The sequence below is a fragment of the Aeromonas sp. R6-2 genome (assembly GCF_040908155.1).
GTDB classification, from domain to species: Bacteria; Pseudomonadota; Gammaproteobacteria; order Enterobacterales; family Aeromonadaceae; genus Aeromonas; species Aeromonas schubertii.
This window is the reverse complement of the sequence record NZ_JBFODE010000040.1, coordinates 30,780-44,904: the sequence shown is the minus strand read 5'-3', so window position 1 is coordinate 44,904 and position 14,125 is coordinate 30,780. Positions and strand designations below refer to the sequence as shown.

The following is a 14,125-nucleotide window of genomic DNA, read 5'->3' as shown; positions in this document are numbered from 1 at the left end:
CCACAGAGTCATAAACCGGGTCGACATGCTCCCGTTGACCCATGGTTCAGGAATATCGACCAACTGGCGAGACTCTTGAGTCCTGGCGAAAAGAGGGGTCAACCACCGATTCCAGCCGGGGAAACCCGGCACAAAACACCACAAAAGAAGCAATAATCAGTGTTTGCCACCACCTGAAGTATTAACTTTAAACACAGTAAATCAGTTTATATTTCAAAATATAACGATTAAACCAATCAAAAAAACCATTAATAAAAAAACCATCAGAACGAATCACCACAAAGAGCACAAAAAAAAGAAAATAGCTCAAAAAACATCCGTTTGACGAAGGGAAGGTGGCAATGATAGAACCACTCTCCCTGCATCCCGAATGCAGGAAAGTTCAGGCGCAACGGAAGCAAAAACAATGACAATCAGGATAATGACGGCAGGCCTTGCGGCACTGCTGCTGCAGGCTCTGCCCACCACGGCAGTGGCCCAAGAGTGTGCCCCCGACTCTCCCTGGGGCGGCTCGCTGGAGCTCGACTACACCAGCAACTTCTACGAACACGGCAGCTATCACGAGATGCGTAGCGCCGGTCTCAACGCCATACTCGACTACCGCTTCGACAACGGCAGCAAGGCCAGTATCAACCTGGCCGGGATCCACGCCTTCGATAACCCCAAGGGGCAGTATTGGCAGGATGGCTGGATAAAATATGGCAACAGCGATCTGTTCACCCTGACCGAAGAGATCACCCTGGGTCTGGATGGCAGCCTGCGCCTGCCCTTGTCAACCCAGAGCCGCAAGGACGATCTGCACACCTCACTGCGAGTCGCCACCCCCCTCTCCATCGACCTGGCCAGCCTGCTGGACGGGCTCGAATTCACCTGGCAACCCAGGCTGATGAAGAACTTCCACGAGTACAAGACCCGTGGCGGCCGCTCCCTCAAGGAGTGGACCCTGGAGAACCTGCTCAGCCTCGATTACACCGGCTGGGAGCGCTGGAGCCTCAACGCCAGCCTGGTCTTCAACTCCCATCGCACCTATCAGGGTACTCGGCAGAAGGATGACTATATCCACGCCGAGAGCATCTATTACGACCTGACCGATAACTGGTCCATCGGATTGATGTACTCCAACACCGGGGTTGTCTATGACCTCGAGCGGGGCGGCACCGGCTCCATCGAGCTGTTCAACAAGCGCAACTCAACCTGGTCGGCCCTGATCTCTTACAGCTTCTGACCACCATAAAAAACTAAAGGAAAGGAAACCCTTATGTTCAGGCAAACACTGATTGCGGCATCGGTGAGCATGCTGCTGCTCGGCTGCGGCGCTGGCGACGAGCCCTATAAAGAGGTCCCCAAGGCGGCCGAACAGCAGGCATGGCGCGCCTTCGACACCGGCGAGCTGTGGCTCTACGTTCCTTCGACCGCCGATGCCCCCCGATACGCATCCAACATGGACCCCTTCTTCCAGGGGGACGAGAAGGTCGTCCGCCTGCAGTTCGTCGAAGAGGGGCTGCGGGTGGTCCAGGTAGACCGCGACACCACCGCGGCCGGTCAGCCGCCACGCTGGAACGATGTGGCCCCCGTGCTCACCATTCCGGGCGACTATCGGGACTATCGCTGCGCCGAAGATGCCTACGGTGAGTGCACCCGCAAGGAAGAGGAGAACACCGACAAGAACGTCACCTGGGACAAGAAGGCCTTCTTCCACCCCGTCTTCAAGGATCTGAAGGGGCACGAGATCAACACCATCGATCTCTGGTACAACAACGACAGCATCAGCGAAACGGCCGACCCCCGAGTGGTTCGCTGGGAGATGGATGCCGAGAAGGGCGTTATCAACGTCGAACTCGAGCGCACCTTCACCGTCAAGCGCAACGCCCTGGACGATTACTACAACCAGAGCCTGAGCGATCTCTCCTTCACCACCAGCTTCTACTACTCCCTGGTCAAGCTCGACAAGATCGCCTCCCCCGGCTATAAGCCCATCCGCTATGCCCCGGACGACGAGAGCGAATTTGGCTTCTTCACCTCAGAGTTTGACAAGCTCGACGCCCAGGGCTCCGCCACCGATGGCAGCAAGCGCGCCTACCTCAACCGCTTCAACCCGGGCAAGGCCACCATCGACTACTACCTGAGCGACACCTTCTTCAAGCCGGAGAACAAGCTCTTCCTCGATGTGACCCTGGACTCGGTGCGCCACATCAACCAGTCCCTGGCCGGCACCGGCGTACCGCCCCTCAATATCGTCAACCCGAGCGCCCCCGCCGGTCGCCAGGTCGGCGATCTGCGCGTCAGCATGATCAACCTGATCGACCGCCCCCTGGCCAACGGTCTGCTCGGCTACGGCCCCTCGGTCGCCAACCCCCTCACCGGCGAGATAGTCAAAGCCCACGTGAACCAGTATTCCGGCGTCATCAAGACAGCCGTTCCCCGGGTCTGGAACGATCTGGCGCGTCGCTTCAACCGCCAGGAGCTCAAGGCCGATGGCATCATGTCCGGCATCGACTTTGCCAAGTTGGCCGATCCGGCCAACGCCATGAAGGCCAGTGTCGATCTCTCCGAGCAGCAGGTGGCCCAGGTGGAGAAGAGCTTCACCCAGCAGCCCCTGCGCAAGGAGCAGGCCACCCTTGGCATCACCCAGACCACCCAGGACAGCGATCTCAAGACCCTGGCCAAGGCCAATGCCGAGCGTCTCAAGCGCTGGTCCGAGAACAACGCCTTCGGGGAAGAGGCCATCTGGGTCTCTGCTACCAGCAAGGGGCTGGTCTCCGGCATCGACTATCAGGATGCCAGTCTCTACGAAGACGACGCCAAGACCCGCATGAAGAAGTGGAAGGCCCTCGACGAGGGACAGCGGGAGCGTATCAGCACCGCCATCTCCGCCCACATGTACCGCTCCACCCTGGTCCACGAGCTCGGCCACAACCTGGGTCTGCGCCACAACTTCGCCGGCTCCCGTGACAAGAAGAACTTCTACAGCCCGGAAGAGGCGAAGAGCCTGGGGCTGCAACATGTACCGGCCTACAGCTCCATCATGGACTATGCAGCCTCCGAGTTTGACGAGCTGCCCATCTTCGGCCCCTACGATCGCGCCGCCCTGCGTTTTGCCTATGCCCGTCAACTCGAGGTGCCCTACGGGGAGGCCCCCAAGGATGGGGAAGGCAAGCCGACCGGCCCGCGCCCGGCCGTGCTGCTGCCCCTGGACGAGCTGGATCTCGCCTATCTCAACAGCAACCCGGCGGTGAACTACGGCCAGCTCAATGCGGTTAAAACCCTGCTCGACAAGGGAGAGCTCCTGAGCTCGTGGCAGAGCCTCGACAACTCCTTCCAGGAGCAGCTCAAGAAAGGCAGCCTGGCGCGCAAGCCCTATGACTTCTGTACCGATGGCAACGTCTCGCTCAACAGCAACTGCAAGCGCTTCGACGAGGGGACCAACCTGGCCGAGATCATGGCCTTCCGCCGTCAAAACTATGTGGACAGCTATGAGCGTCGCAACACCCGTCTCGACAAGCAGGAGTTCTGGGATAACACCCTGATGGGATACACGGTGGGGCGCCTCAACGAGTTCTCCGAAGTCCGCGACTTCATCGAGGATTTCGAGCGCATCGATACCATCTTCCGCAACGCCTATGGCTCGGGTGACGAGAAACCCGGTGAGTTTCTGAGCTCCATCGTCACCAGCCCGCGCTTCTGTAACCCGAGTGCTGCGGCGCCGACCGATGCCTGGTTCTGTGCCTATGGCCGCGCCGCCATGGATGCGGCCGACTTTATGCTGGATGTGATCGCCCGTCCGGACAAGGTGTGTGAGGTACAAGACAGCAGCGGTAATATCAGCCAACTTCCCCTCACCAAACTCTATGGGGAGGTGAAGTACGACATGCCGGCCGGCCAGTCCCTGCCGATGAGCTGCTTCGCCCCCGGCTTTGGCGATGCCCTCGCCAAGCACGACAAGGGGTACAAGGTTCTCTCCGAGACCCGGGATGGGGTACCGCTCGATTCGGTCAGCCCCAACGATCCCAACCATCCCTTCTCCAACGAGCGGGATGTACTGGGTGCCTGGCCGGACAAGCTGCTTGCCATGAAGTTCCTGGTCAGCCGCGACACCCGCCGCTGGACCGAGAACGGGGATGCCCTGGCCCTGATCGATCTGCCCATGGTCGAGAGCCGCCTCAAGGCACAGATCCGCGCCATGGTACTGGGTGAGGCCCTGCCCGAGCAGCCGGTCTTTGTGGACAAGGATGGCAGGCAGGTCTTCCCCTTCAGCCCCTATCGCTGGGATAGCAAGCGTACCCTGGAAGGGCTCAACCCCTCCCTGGCGACACTGGCCAACTACTTCGATCTGGATTCGACCTCCAACGCACGCCTTAACAAGGCGATGCTGAGCCAGATCCTCAAGTGGGGTCAAACCGGCGACAGCCTGCAGAAAGAGAGTGCGCGCCGTTTGGTGGACTACATTTCTCTGCCACTCGCAGCGGACGAACAACCGGCACTGCGCACCCTGGATTACAAGGGAAGGAAGTTCACCTTTGGCAACGGCAACGTGCTGGCCTGGGACAGTACCAACCTGCTGTTCGACCGTGCCACCAATCAGGGCATCAAGACGCTGTTTGACACCATCAATCTCCCGGCCTATGCACTGCGTCTGCGCGCCGTGTACGGGGATGTGCTGACCAATCCAAACATTCGCAACCTGTTCAGTGGTGAACAACGCGTGGCCATGGCCAAGGCCGCCATCACGCTGGATAAGGCGATGCTCGACAAGCTGAATGCCGCCTGGCTCAGCGGCAAGCCCTATGGCGCAGCCCTTGGCGAGCTCACCGTCTCGGCGACTGGCTACAAACTCGGTAGCGGGCCCACCTACACCGACAGTCAGTTGCAGCAGGCATGGGCCACCTTTGACGGTATCGGCAGAGCCATCAAGCAAGAGTTCTGGGGAGAGGTCGTCGGCTGGCTGCCCCAGTGGAGCGAGCAGATCCGCGCCCATGCCAGCAACAGCGCATTGAGTGCAGACGAGCGCACCTTCTGGCGCGGTGAGCGGGCCCTGATCGCCTTTGTACTGGCCCAGACCAGCAACCAGAGCATGCTCGACAAACTGACCGATCCGCTCGAATCGATTCCTGCGACGACGAGAAATAACGTCAACGTCAGCATCTATGTCAAAAACTGACGATCCCATGCGGGATCATGATCAAAAAGGGGCGCAAATGCGCCCCTTTTTTTTGCCATCTCAACCATCATCCCGCCTGGAGCAACACCAGCCGTCGCCAGGGACCGGTCACCGGGCACTCGCCCCGCTCCATGTCATCCTGCCAACCGAGACGATGATAGAAGCCGATGGCCGCCCAGTTGCTCTCGCTCACCTTGAGGGAGGCCGGGCCCGAGCCCAGAGCCAACGCCCGCTCGAGCAGGGCACGCCCCACCCCCTGACCTCGGCTCTCCTCCTCCACATAGAGGTGATGGATAAAGCGATCCGCCGGCCACAGGCTGACCAGACCGACGATCCGCTCCCCCCGCTCGGCCAGCCAGACCCGTTCACCGGCACTCTGCTCGGCCCACTCCTCGAGACAAAAGTGATGCCCCGCCACCCAGTGAAAGGTGTTGCGTCTCTCCCGCAAAAAAAGGCGCGCCAGCGCCTCCTCATCGGCTCTCTCGGCCTCTCGAATCCGCATCCTGTTACCCCCTTCTCTCCTTGAGCAGCAACCACAAAGCATGGACCATGCCGGGCAATCCTCCCAGCAGGGTGAGGACTATGTTCAGCAGGAAGTGAAAGGAGAGGCCCACTTGCAAGAAGGCGCTCAAGGGGGGCAGAAAGATGGCGATCAGGATCTTGATAAGGTTTTCCATCGTTGGCTCCTCGCTCAAAGACCCTCTCACCCTATCCCGCAGGGCCACAAGATACAATCGCCGGGGCGAGGCGAGGTCCATTATTACTTAGATCCTGCTCACGCTTTTCTGGTACACTCTGCGCCCCTGCAAACGGGCACAAGATGCCGTCACGCGAGCAGTAACACATTGATTTAACAGCAATACATAGTATTAGCTGCTGATTTGCAATCAGACCAGAGAGACCCCCATGTTCAAGCCAGAATTGCTCTCCCCGGCCGGGACCCTGAAAAACATGCGTTACGCCTACGCCTATGGCGCCGACGCCGTCTATGCCGGCCAGCCCCGCTACAGCCTGCGGGTGCGCAACAACGAGTTCGACCACGAAAACCTGCAGCTCGGCATCAACGAGGCCCATGCCCTCGGCAAACAGTTCTATGTGGTGGCCAACATCCAGCCCCACAACTCCAAGCTCAAGACCTTCGTGCGCGACATGCGCCCCGTGGTGGAGATGAAGCCGGACGCCCTCATCATGTCCGATCCCGGTCTCATCATGATGATGCGCGAAGCCTTCCCGGATATGCCCATCCACCTCTCGGTGCAGGCCAACGCGGTCAACTGGGCCACGGTGAAGTTCTGGCATCAGATGGGCCTGACCCGTGCCATCCTCTCTCGCGAGCTGTCGCTGGACGAGATCGAGGAGATCCGCATGCAGGTGCCGGAGATGGAGCTGGAGGTGTTCGTCCATGGCGCCCTGTGCATGGCCTACTCCGGCCGCTGCCTGCTCTCCGGCTACATCAACAAGCGCGATCCCAACCAGGGCACCTGCACCAACGCCTGCCGCTGGGAGTACAAGGTGCATGAGGGCAAGGAGAACGAGGTGGGCCAGATCGTCCACCGTCAGGAGCCGATCGCCGTGCAGAAGGTCGATCCGACTCTGGGGGCCGGCAAACCGACCGATGCCCTGGTGCTGCTGGAAGAGTCCAACCGCCCGGGCGAGTTCATGACCGCCTTTGAGGACGAACACGGCACCTACATCATGAACTCCAAGGACTTGCGTGCCATCCAGCACGTGGAGCGCCTGACCAGGATGGGGGTCCATTCGCTCAAGATCGAGGGGCGCACCAAGTCCTTCTACTACTGCGCCCGCACCGCCCAGGTCTATCGCAAGGCCATCGATGACGCCGCCGCCGGCCGTCCGTTTGATCCGACCCTGATGACCACCCTCGAGAATCTGGCCCACCGCGGCTACACCGAGGGCTTCCTGCGCCGCCACACCCACAGCGAATACCAGAACTACGACTACGGCTACTCGGTCTCCGACACCCAGCAGTTCGTCGGCGAGATCACCGGCCGCCAGGGTGACATGGTCGAGGTCGAGGTGAAAAACAAGTTCCTGGTGGGCAACAACCTGGAGCTGATGACCCCCCAGGGCAACCTCAGTTTCAACCTGGAGCAGATGCAAAACCGCAAGGGCGAGCTCATCGACACAGCACCGGGCAACGGCCATGTGGTCTATGTACCGGTGCCCAAAGAGGTCGATGTGAACTACGGCATCCTGCTGCGCAACCTGAGCGATCGGGAAGACACCCGCAATCCCCACTCGGCGCCCTGATATGTCCCTGCTCATCACCGACAAGTGCATCAATTGCGACATGTGCGACCCGGAGTGTCCGAACCAGGCCATCAGCCTGGGGGAGGAGATCTACGAGATCGACCCCAGTCGCTGTACCGAGTGTGTCGGGCATTACGAGAAGCCGACCTGTATCAGCGTCTGCCCTATCGACTGCATCATCTGGGATCCCGCCCATGTGGAAACCGAAGATCAGCTGATGGAAAAGTTCGTGCGGATGCACCGGCAGTAACACCGGCATCAGCGTCAGCTCTACACGGAGTGCACCCTCCGGGATCCCCTCCATACATATGGTGGAGACCGAAGAGCCGCTGATGGAAAAGTTCGTGCGGATACACCGGCAGTAACCCCGGCATCAGCGTCAGCTCTACATGGAGTGCATCCTCCGGGATCCCCTCCATACATAGGGTGGAAACCGAAGAGCCGCTGATGGAAAAGTTCGTGCGGATGCACCGGCAGTAACACCGGCATCAGCGTCAGCTCTACATGGAGTGCATCCTCCGGGATCCCTCCCATACATATAGTGGAGACCGAAGAGCCGCTGATGGAAAAGTCCGCCACACTGCACGGCTAACCGCGTAAAGTGGCAAAAAGCGAGGCGCGACCAGGTTGCGCCTCGCCCCCCTGTGGCATTCAGACTACTTCACCAATTCACCGAGTGACCTATGAGAGTTGTGACCCTCTTGCTGTTGCTGCTGGCGCTGCCCGCCGCCGCCGACACCATCTGGCTCAAGAACGGCGATCGCCTGACCGGCGAGGTGACGCCGGGCGAGGAGAGCCTGACCCTGAGCTTCCCCTTCGGCGGCGAAGTCAAGATCCCGCGCACCGCAGTCAAACGCTGGCGTGCCAAGCAGGCCCCCTCCCCGGCGCTGAGCAAGAAGGGGATCGATCTCGCCCTGCTGAGCCCCGACGAAGAGAAGTGGCACCTCTCGGGCAGCAGCGATGTCAGCCTCAAGATCAAGCAAAACAGCAGCCGCACCAACAACCTGAGCGTCAAGGGCAAGCTGGAGATGGAGGACCCCAGCTGGCGGACCGGGCTGGAAGGGGAGTACGACTACGACACCTCCAACAGCACCACCACGGATCACAACTATCGACTGCAGCCGAAGGTCGACTACTTCCTGGCCGATCGCTGGTACTGGCGCACCACGGTGGATTACCAGTACAACATGCTCGACAGCAACTACCTGCAAGTGGACTACAACAGCGGGGCCGGTTACCGCTTCTGGAAACAAAAGCGCAAGCGGTTGGAGTTTCTGCTGCTCGGTGGCCTGCGGGATGCCTATTTTGATTCGAATGAATTTATCCAGATCTTCTTCAATACCCAGCACGTCTCCTACCCCACCGCGACCCTGGGCTGGGACTACCAGCAACGCATTGGCGATAGCCAGCTAGAGCTTTTTAGCGAGGGGAAATACATCTATTACCTCTCCCAGGCCTCACCGTATTTCAGCTACGAGCGCACCATAGATGGCAGCCTGGGGATGCGTTACTACCTGAGTGAACACCTGCGCCTCTCCTGGTCGAGCTCGCTCACTTGGGATGATATGCGCTCCAATATCGATGGACTGACCATGGACGATGACAAGGAGTGGCGCCAGACCCTGAGCCTGGGCGCCAGCTTCTAACGAGAGAGGGCGCCACCGGCGCCCTCTGCTCACTTGTTCTTGCCTTTACCCTTGCTCTTGCCGTCATCGTCATAGAGCTCGATCTTCACACCGCCATCATTGCCCTTGTAGGACTTGTCGTGACCCTTGCCCGGGTTGTTGCCGCTGTGCACGCTGCGGTTCCAGTGCTCCTTGTCCTTGTCACTGCAACCATCGCTGGCGACCCGGACGCTACCGATGTCGATAAAGGAGCAGTCCCCTTTGTGCTTGTCCTTCCACTTCTGCATCTCGTTCTGGTCATCCACATTGATACGGATGCCATTGGAGTCGATCTTGATGCCGCCGGTGTCGATCTGGATGCCGGCCCAGGCCGGGGCAGTCATCGCCAGAGAGAGCAGCAATACGGAGCCTTTCATGGATTCACCTCACACAGAGTTATCCGCCCCATCTTAGCCTGCCATCGCGGCACTGTCCGCCACCCGGTGAAAAAATCCCCTGTCGATTCAGCACTCATTAACCCTTGTTACAGTTTTTCACTTGGGTCACCATGCCCAACCCTGCAAGATGACCTCCCCAACCGACACGAATCATGCCCATGAAGACGCTTCTCTCCCGCTGGCGCTGGCTACTCGCCCTCTCCCTCGTCGCCACCTTGCTCGGCTGGTGGCTCTGGCCCCAGACCCCTCCACCCGATTACCTCACCGCCAGGGTGCAACGCCAGGATATCGAGCAATCGGTACAGGCGAGTGGCGTGCTGCAGGCCCGCGAGCAGGTCGACGTGGGGGCCCAGGTCAACGGTCAGGTGGTGCGCCTGCTGGTCGATGAGGGGCAACAGGTGAAGAAGGGGGCGCTACTGGCCGAAATTGACCCGACCGTGGCCCAAAACAAGCTCAAGAAGGCCGAGGCGGATCTCGCCCGCGCCAGGGCAGATCTGCGTATGAAGCAGGCGCTGCTGCGTCAGGAGACCCTGGCACTGAAGCGCCAGCGCGCCATGATCCGCGACGAGGCCACCTCTCGCGCCGATCTGGAGCAGGCCGAGGCCAAACAGGCCACCAGCGAGGCGGATGTGGCCAACGCCCGCACCGCCATCACCAGCGCCGAGATAGAAGTCGCCACCGCCCGCACCGAACTCGGCTACAACCGAATAGTGGCCCCCATGGATGGCACCGTGCTCTCCCTGGTCACCAGGCTGGGCCAGACCCTGGTCTCCTCCCAGGTGGTGCCGACCCTGCTCAAGCTCGCTGACCTCGATACCATGACCATCAAGGCGCAGATCTCCGAAGCCGACGTCATCCGTATTCACGCCGGCATGCCGGTCTACTTCACCCTGATTGGGGACCCGGACACCCGCTACGATGCAACCCTGCGTACCGTGCAACTGGCGCCGACCAACATCAACGACGCCGCCTCCGCCAATGCCAGCAACAGCGCCGTCTACTACTACGCCCTGTTCGACGTTCCCAACCCGGAGCACAGGCTCAGGGTCGCCATGACGGCCCAGGTGAGCCTAGTGCTGGGTCGCCGTGAGGGGGTGCTCTCCATCCCTCTCACCGCCCTCGGCGCATCCAAGGGCAAGGATAACTTCGAGGTGACGGTACTGAGCGACGGGCAAACGCAGCCGCGCACCGTCCAGACCGGCCTGCGCGACGAGGTCAATATCGAGGTGGTCGAGGGTCTCAAGGAGGGAGAGTCGGTGATCCTCGGCAGTGGCAAACCCGCCGAGCCCCACGACGGGGAGGTCATGCTGTGACCCCCCTCATTCGCCTCGAGGGGGTGAGCCGGCGCTTTGTCAGCGGTGAACAGGAGGTGACCGTGCTGCACCCCCTGGATCTCGACATCATGGCCGGAGAGATGGTCGCCATCGTCGGCGCCTCCGGCTCCGGCAAGTCGACCCTGATGAACCTGCTCGGCTGCCTGGACCGCCCGAGCGAGGGTCAGTACCGCTTTCGCGGCGAAGCGACCGGCCATCTCGACGCCCTCGGCCTGTCGCGCCTGCGCTGCCACCACTTCGGCTTCATCTTCCAGCGCTACCACCTGCTGCCCCACCTGGACGCCGCCGCCAACGTGGAGATCCCGGCCATCTATGCCGGTAGCCGCCGCTGCGAGCGTCGGGAGCGGGCTCTGGCCCTGCTGGCACGCCTGGGCCTCGAGGAGCGAGCCCACCACAGGCCGGGACAGCTCTCCGGGGGCCAGCAGCAGCGGGTCAGCATAGCGCGGGCCCTGATGAACGGCGCCGAGGTGATCCTCGCCGACGAGCCGACTGGCGCCCTCGACAGCCAGAGCGGGCGCGAGGTGCTGACCATCCTCAAGGAGCTGCATCAGCTCGGCCACACCATCATACTGGTGACCCACGATCCGGCCATCGCCGCCCATGCCGAGCGGGTCATCGAGCTCAAGGATGGACATGTGATCCGCGACAGCGGCACCTTGCCGCGCGCCACGGCCCCCGTCCAACCCGAGCCAACCACCCAGGGCAGCTGGTGGGACGGGCTGGATCGCCTGCGCGAGGCATTCCAGATGGCATGGCACGCCATGAAGGCCCACCGCATGCGCACCTTCCTCACCATGCTCGGCATCATCATCGGCATCGCCGCCGTGGTGAGCGTGGTGGCCCTCGGCCAGGGGGCCCGCAACAAGGTGATCAACGACATCAGCGCCCTCGGCACCAACACCATCGACATCTTCCCGGGCTCAGGTTGGGGAGATGAGAAGGCCGCCTCGATCCGCACCCTGAACGAGCGGGATCTGCGGGTGCTGGCCGGCCAACCCTATCTGCAGGGAGCCACCCCCCAGCTCGGGGCGGGCTCCCAGATCCGCTGGCGCAACAAGAGCCTGTCGGGCAGCCTGACCGGCGTGAGCCCGGCCTTCTTCGAGGTCAAGGGGGTCACGGCGGTGCAGGGGCGTTTGCTGAGCGAGGAAGATCTGCGCAGCCGCGCCGCGGTGGCGGTGATCGACGAGACCTCCATGAAGAGCCTGTTTGGTGATACCTCCCCCATCGGCCAGGTGGTGTTCGCCGGCACGGTGCCCCTTCGTATCATAGGGGTCGCCAAGGAGCAGAACCGCTGGGGCGGCAGTCAGAGCCTGGCGCTATGGATCCCCTACAGCACCCTGATGAGCCGCATCCAGGTGCAGGACTACTTCAGCCAGATCACGGTGCGCCTGGCCGATGGCGTCACCGTGCCCATGGCCGAACAGGGGATCATCGAGCTGCTCACCACCCGGCACGGCAAACGGGACTTCTTCACCTTCAGCAATGACTCGATCCTCAAGTCGGTGGAGAAGACCACGGCGACCCTGACCCTGCTGGTCTCCTCCATCGCGGTCATCTCCCTCATCGTCGGTGGCGTCGGGGTGATGAACATCATGCTGGTCTCGGTGGTGGAGCGCACCCGGGAGATCGGCATTCGGGTCGCGGTCGGCGCCCGACGGGGCGATATCCTGCAGCAGTTCCTCATCGAGGCGGTAATGGTGAGCCTGGTGGGGGGCCTGATCGGGGTCGGCCTCTCCCTGCTTATCGGCCTGCTGTTTGGCGCCCTGGTGCAGAGCATGCAGATGCACTTCTCCCTCTTCTCCCTGCTGATGGCCTTCGGCTGCTCCAGCCTCATCGGCATACTGTTTGGCTACCTGCCGGCGCGCAATGCCGCCCGGCTCGATCCGGTGGAGGCGCTCGCCCGCGAATGATGACAAGACCCCTGCTACTCATGGTGGGCAGCCTGTTGCTGCTCGGCTGCAGCCAGCGCAGCGACTACCACAGGCCCGATCTCGACCTGCCGACCCACTGGCAGGGTCAGCAGGCCTCCACCCCCTTGCACGACACCTGGTGGCGCGCCTTCGGCGACCCGGCTCTCGACTCCCTGGTCGAGCGAGTGCTGGCGGCCAACCCGGATCTGGCCATCGCCGGACTGCGCCTGCGTCAGGCCGCGTTGGCGCTGGATCTTGCTCAAGGGGAGTCCCGCCCCTCGGTGACCGGCGCCCTGGGAACGAGCGCCTCGCGTCCTCTCGACCGACACGCCGCCAGTGTGCGCAGTGCCAACAGCAACCTGGGTCTGGGCTATGAGGTGGATCTGTGGGGGCGCCTCTCGGCGGTGGAGGAGAGCGCCCGCTGGGAGGCCGAGGCGACCTGGGAAGATAGAGAGGCGACCCGCCTCACCCTGATCGGCAAGACCCTGGAGGCATATTGGCAACTGGGTTACCTGCATCAGGCCATCGCCAGCGGCGAGGCGGATCTCGCCGCCGCCCGTCAGACCCGGCAACTGACCGAGAGCCGCTACCGGGCCGGCGCCGTGGGTCGCCTCGAGCTGGCCCAGGCCGAGCAGAGCCTGGCGGGGCGCACGGCGAACCAGCTCGATCTGACCCGCCAGCAGGAGACAGCCCGCAACACCCTGCGCCTGCTGCTCGGTACCCCCCATGGTCCGCTGCCGGTCATTCCGAGCGCACTGCCCGATGCCCTGCCCACCCCGGCCCCCGGTCTGCCGGCCGAGTTGCTGTCGCGCCGTCCGGATGTCAAGGCCGCCGAGCTGCGCCTGCGCAAACAGCTGGCCGAGGGGGATCAGCTGCGCGCCAGCCTCTATCCCACCTTAAGCCTCACCGCGGCGGTCAACGGCAGCAGCCAGGCCCTGGCCGAACTGCTGCAAAACCCGGTCGGCAGCCTGGGGGCCAACCTGGCCCTCCCCTTCCTCGAGTGGGAGAAGGGCCGTCAGCGGGTTGCCCAAAGCGAGCTCGCCTACCAACAGGCGGAAATCGCGTTCAGAAAGCAGCTCTACGAGGCGCTGGTGGAGGTGGACAACGCCCTCACCGATACCCGCATCGGGCGTGAGCGGGAGACCCTGCTCGCCGATCAGCTGCGCCTGGCCCGCGAGAGCGAACGACTGGCGCGTGCCCGCTATCGGGCCGGCGCCACCGGCGTGCAAGCCTGGCTCGATGAGCAGGGACGGCTGCGCAGTGCCGAGCTCGCCTGGCTGGATCAGCGCCGCACCCTGTTGCTCTCCCTGGCGCGCCTGTGCCAATCCCTGGGGGGCGGAATGGGGAGTGATGCCAGACCCGACCTGCGCACTTGATACGAGGAGGCCGG

General features: G+C 62.3%; 11 protein-coding genes. 8 read left to right on the top strand and 3 right to left on the bottom strand.

Annotated features, from left to right (window positions below):
* The first annotated feature begins 406 nt into the window (after positions 1 to 406).
* Entirely contained in the window at positions 407 to 1,225 is an 819-nt protein-coding gene (locus AB5Y48_RS10715; RefSeq protein WP_153006712.1) for a hypothetical protein, read from the top strand.
* A gap of 33 nt (positions 1,226 to 1,258) precedes the next feature.
* Positions 1,259 to 5,158 (top strand): zinc-dependent metalloprotease, encoded by a 3,900-nt coding sequence (locus AB5Y48_RS10710; RefSeq protein ID WP_368164398.1) that lies wholly within the window; start codon positions 1,259 to 1,261, stop codon positions 5,156 to 5,158.
* 67 nt (positions 5,159 to 5,225) lie between these two features.
* Here the strand turns inward: AB5Y48_RS10710 and AB5Y48_RS10705 are convergent, their stop codons facing one another.
* Both AB5Y48_RS10705 and AB5Y48_RS10700 read right to left on the bottom strand, forming a co-directional pair.
* The gene (locus AB5Y48_RS10705; protein WP_050667254.1) at positions 5,226 to 5,660 is read right to left on the bottom strand and encodes a GNAT family N-acetyltransferase; all 435 of its coding nucleotides are present in this window, start codon (positions 5,658 to 5,660) and stop codon (positions 5,226 to 5,228) included.
* A gap of 4 nt (positions 5,661 to 5,664) precedes the next feature.
* Positions 5,665 to 5,835 carry a YqaE/Pmp3 family membrane protein gene (locus tag AB5Y48_RS10700; RefSeq protein WP_082178021.1) on the bottom strand — a complete coding sequence of 57 codons (171 nt, stop codon included), beginning with the start codon at positions 5,833 to 5,835 and terminating at the stop codon, positions 5,665 to 5,667.
* 229 nt (positions 5,836 to 6,064) lie between these two features.
* Here AB5Y48_RS10700 and yegQ point away from each other — a divergent pair, with 229 nt between their 5' ends.
* The 3 genes from yegQ to AB5Y48_RS10685 all read left to right on the top strand — a co-directional run bounded on the left by yegQ (position 6,065) and on the right by AB5Y48_RS10685 (position 9,075).
* Complete coding sequence (gene yegQ, locus AB5Y48_RS10695) at positions 6,065 to 7,429, top strand: tRNA 5-hydroxyuridine modification protein YegQ (RefSeq protein WP_368164397.1); 1,365 nt, start codon at positions 6,065 to 6,067, stop codon at positions 7,427 to 7,429.
* Between the two features lies 1 nt (position 7,430).
* Entirely contained in the window at positions 7,431 to 7,679 is a 249-nt protein-coding gene (locus AB5Y48_RS10690) for a YfhL family 4Fe-4S dicluster ferredoxin (protein ID WP_017787727.1), read from the top strand.
* A 433-nt stretch (positions 7,680 to 8,112) separates the two neighbouring features.
* Positions 8,113 to 9,075, top strand: coding sequence for a DUF481 domain-containing protein (locus AB5Y48_RS10685; RefSeq protein ID WP_050667251.1), 963 nt, complete (start codon positions 8,113 to 8,115; stop codon positions 9,073 to 9,075).
* 29 nt (positions 9,076 to 9,104) lie between these two features.
* Here the strand turns inward: AB5Y48_RS10685 and AB5Y48_RS10680 are convergent, their stop codons facing one another.
* Complete coding sequence (locus tag AB5Y48_RS10680) at positions 9,105 to 9,470, bottom strand: hypothetical protein (RefSeq protein ID WP_050667250.1); 366 nt, start codon at positions 9,468 to 9,470, stop codon at positions 9,105 to 9,107.
* Positions 9,471 to 9,649: 179 nt separating this feature from the next.
* On the opposite strand from AB5Y48_RS10680, the gene AB5Y48_RS10675 reads away from it, so the two are divergent.
* Genes AB5Y48_RS10675 through AB5Y48_RS10665 form a run of 3 tightly spaced genes read left to right on the top strand, consistent with a single transcriptional unit; the run spans position 9,650 to position 14,111 of the window.
* Positions 9,650 to 10,804 (top strand): efflux RND transporter periplasmic adaptor subunit, encoded by a 1,155-nt coding sequence (locus AB5Y48_RS10675; protein ID WP_050667249.1) that lies wholly within the window; start codon positions 9,650 to 9,652, stop codon positions 10,802 to 10,804.
* Positions 10,801 to 12,735 (top strand): MacB family efflux pump subunit, encoded by a 1,935-nt coding sequence (locus AB5Y48_RS10670; RefSeq protein ID WP_368164395.1) that lies wholly within the window; start codon positions 10,801 to 10,803, stop codon positions 12,733 to 12,735. Before AB5Y48_RS10675 ends, AB5Y48_RS10670 begins: the two co-directional genes overlap by 4 nt.
* The gene (locus AB5Y48_RS10665) at positions 12,732 to 14,111 is read left to right on the top strand and encodes an efflux transporter outer membrane subunit (protein WP_368164394.1); all 1,380 of its coding nucleotides are present in this window, start codon (positions 12,732 to 12,734) and stop codon (positions 14,109 to 14,111) included. The genes AB5Y48_RS10670 and AB5Y48_RS10665 overlap by 4 nt, the downstream gene beginning before the upstream one ends.
* The last annotated feature ends 14 nt before the right edge of the window (positions 14,112 to 14,125 follow it).

Excerpts from the sequence above, each read along its gene's own strand:
- AB5Y48_RS10715 (WP_153006712.1), top strand. The coding sequence starts at position 407 with ATGACAATCAGGATAATGACGGCAGGCCTTGCGGCACTGCTGCTGCAG.
- AB5Y48_RS10710 (WP_368164398.1), top strand. The coding sequence starts at position 1,259 with ATGTTCAGGCAAACACTGATTGCGGCATCGGTGAGCATGCTGCTGCTC.
- AB5Y48_RS10705 (WP_050667254.1), bottom strand. The coding sequence starts at position 5,660 with ATGCGGATTCGAGAGGCCGAGAGAGCCGATGAGGAGGCGCTGGCGCGC.
- AB5Y48_RS10700 (WP_082178021.1), bottom strand. The coding sequence starts at position 5,835 with ATGGAAAACCTTATCAAGATCCTGATCGCCATCTTTCTGCCCCCCTTG.
- yegQ (WP_368164397.1), top strand. The coding sequence starts at position 6,065 with ATGTTCAAGCCAGAATTGCTCTCCCCGGCCGGGACCCTGAAAAACATG.
- AB5Y48_RS10690 (WP_017787727.1), top strand. The coding sequence starts at position 7,431 with ATGTCCCTGCTCATCACCGACAAGTGCATCAATTGCGACATGTGCGAC.
- AB5Y48_RS10685 (WP_050667251.1), top strand. The coding sequence starts at position 8,113 with ATGAGAGTTGTGACCCTCTTGCTGTTGCTGCTGGCGCTGCCCGCCGCC.
- AB5Y48_RS10680 (WP_050667250.1), bottom strand. The coding sequence starts at position 9,470 with ATGAAAGGCTCCGTATTGCTGCTCTCTCTGGCGATGACTGCCCCGGCC.
- AB5Y48_RS10675 (WP_050667249.1), top strand. The coding sequence starts at position 9,650 with ATGAAGACGCTTCTCTCCCGCTGGCGCTGGCTACTCGCCCTCTCCCTC.
- AB5Y48_RS10665 (WP_368164394.1), top strand. The coding sequence starts at position 12,732 with ATGATGACAAGACCCCTGCTACTCATGGTGGGCAGCCTGTTGCTGCTC.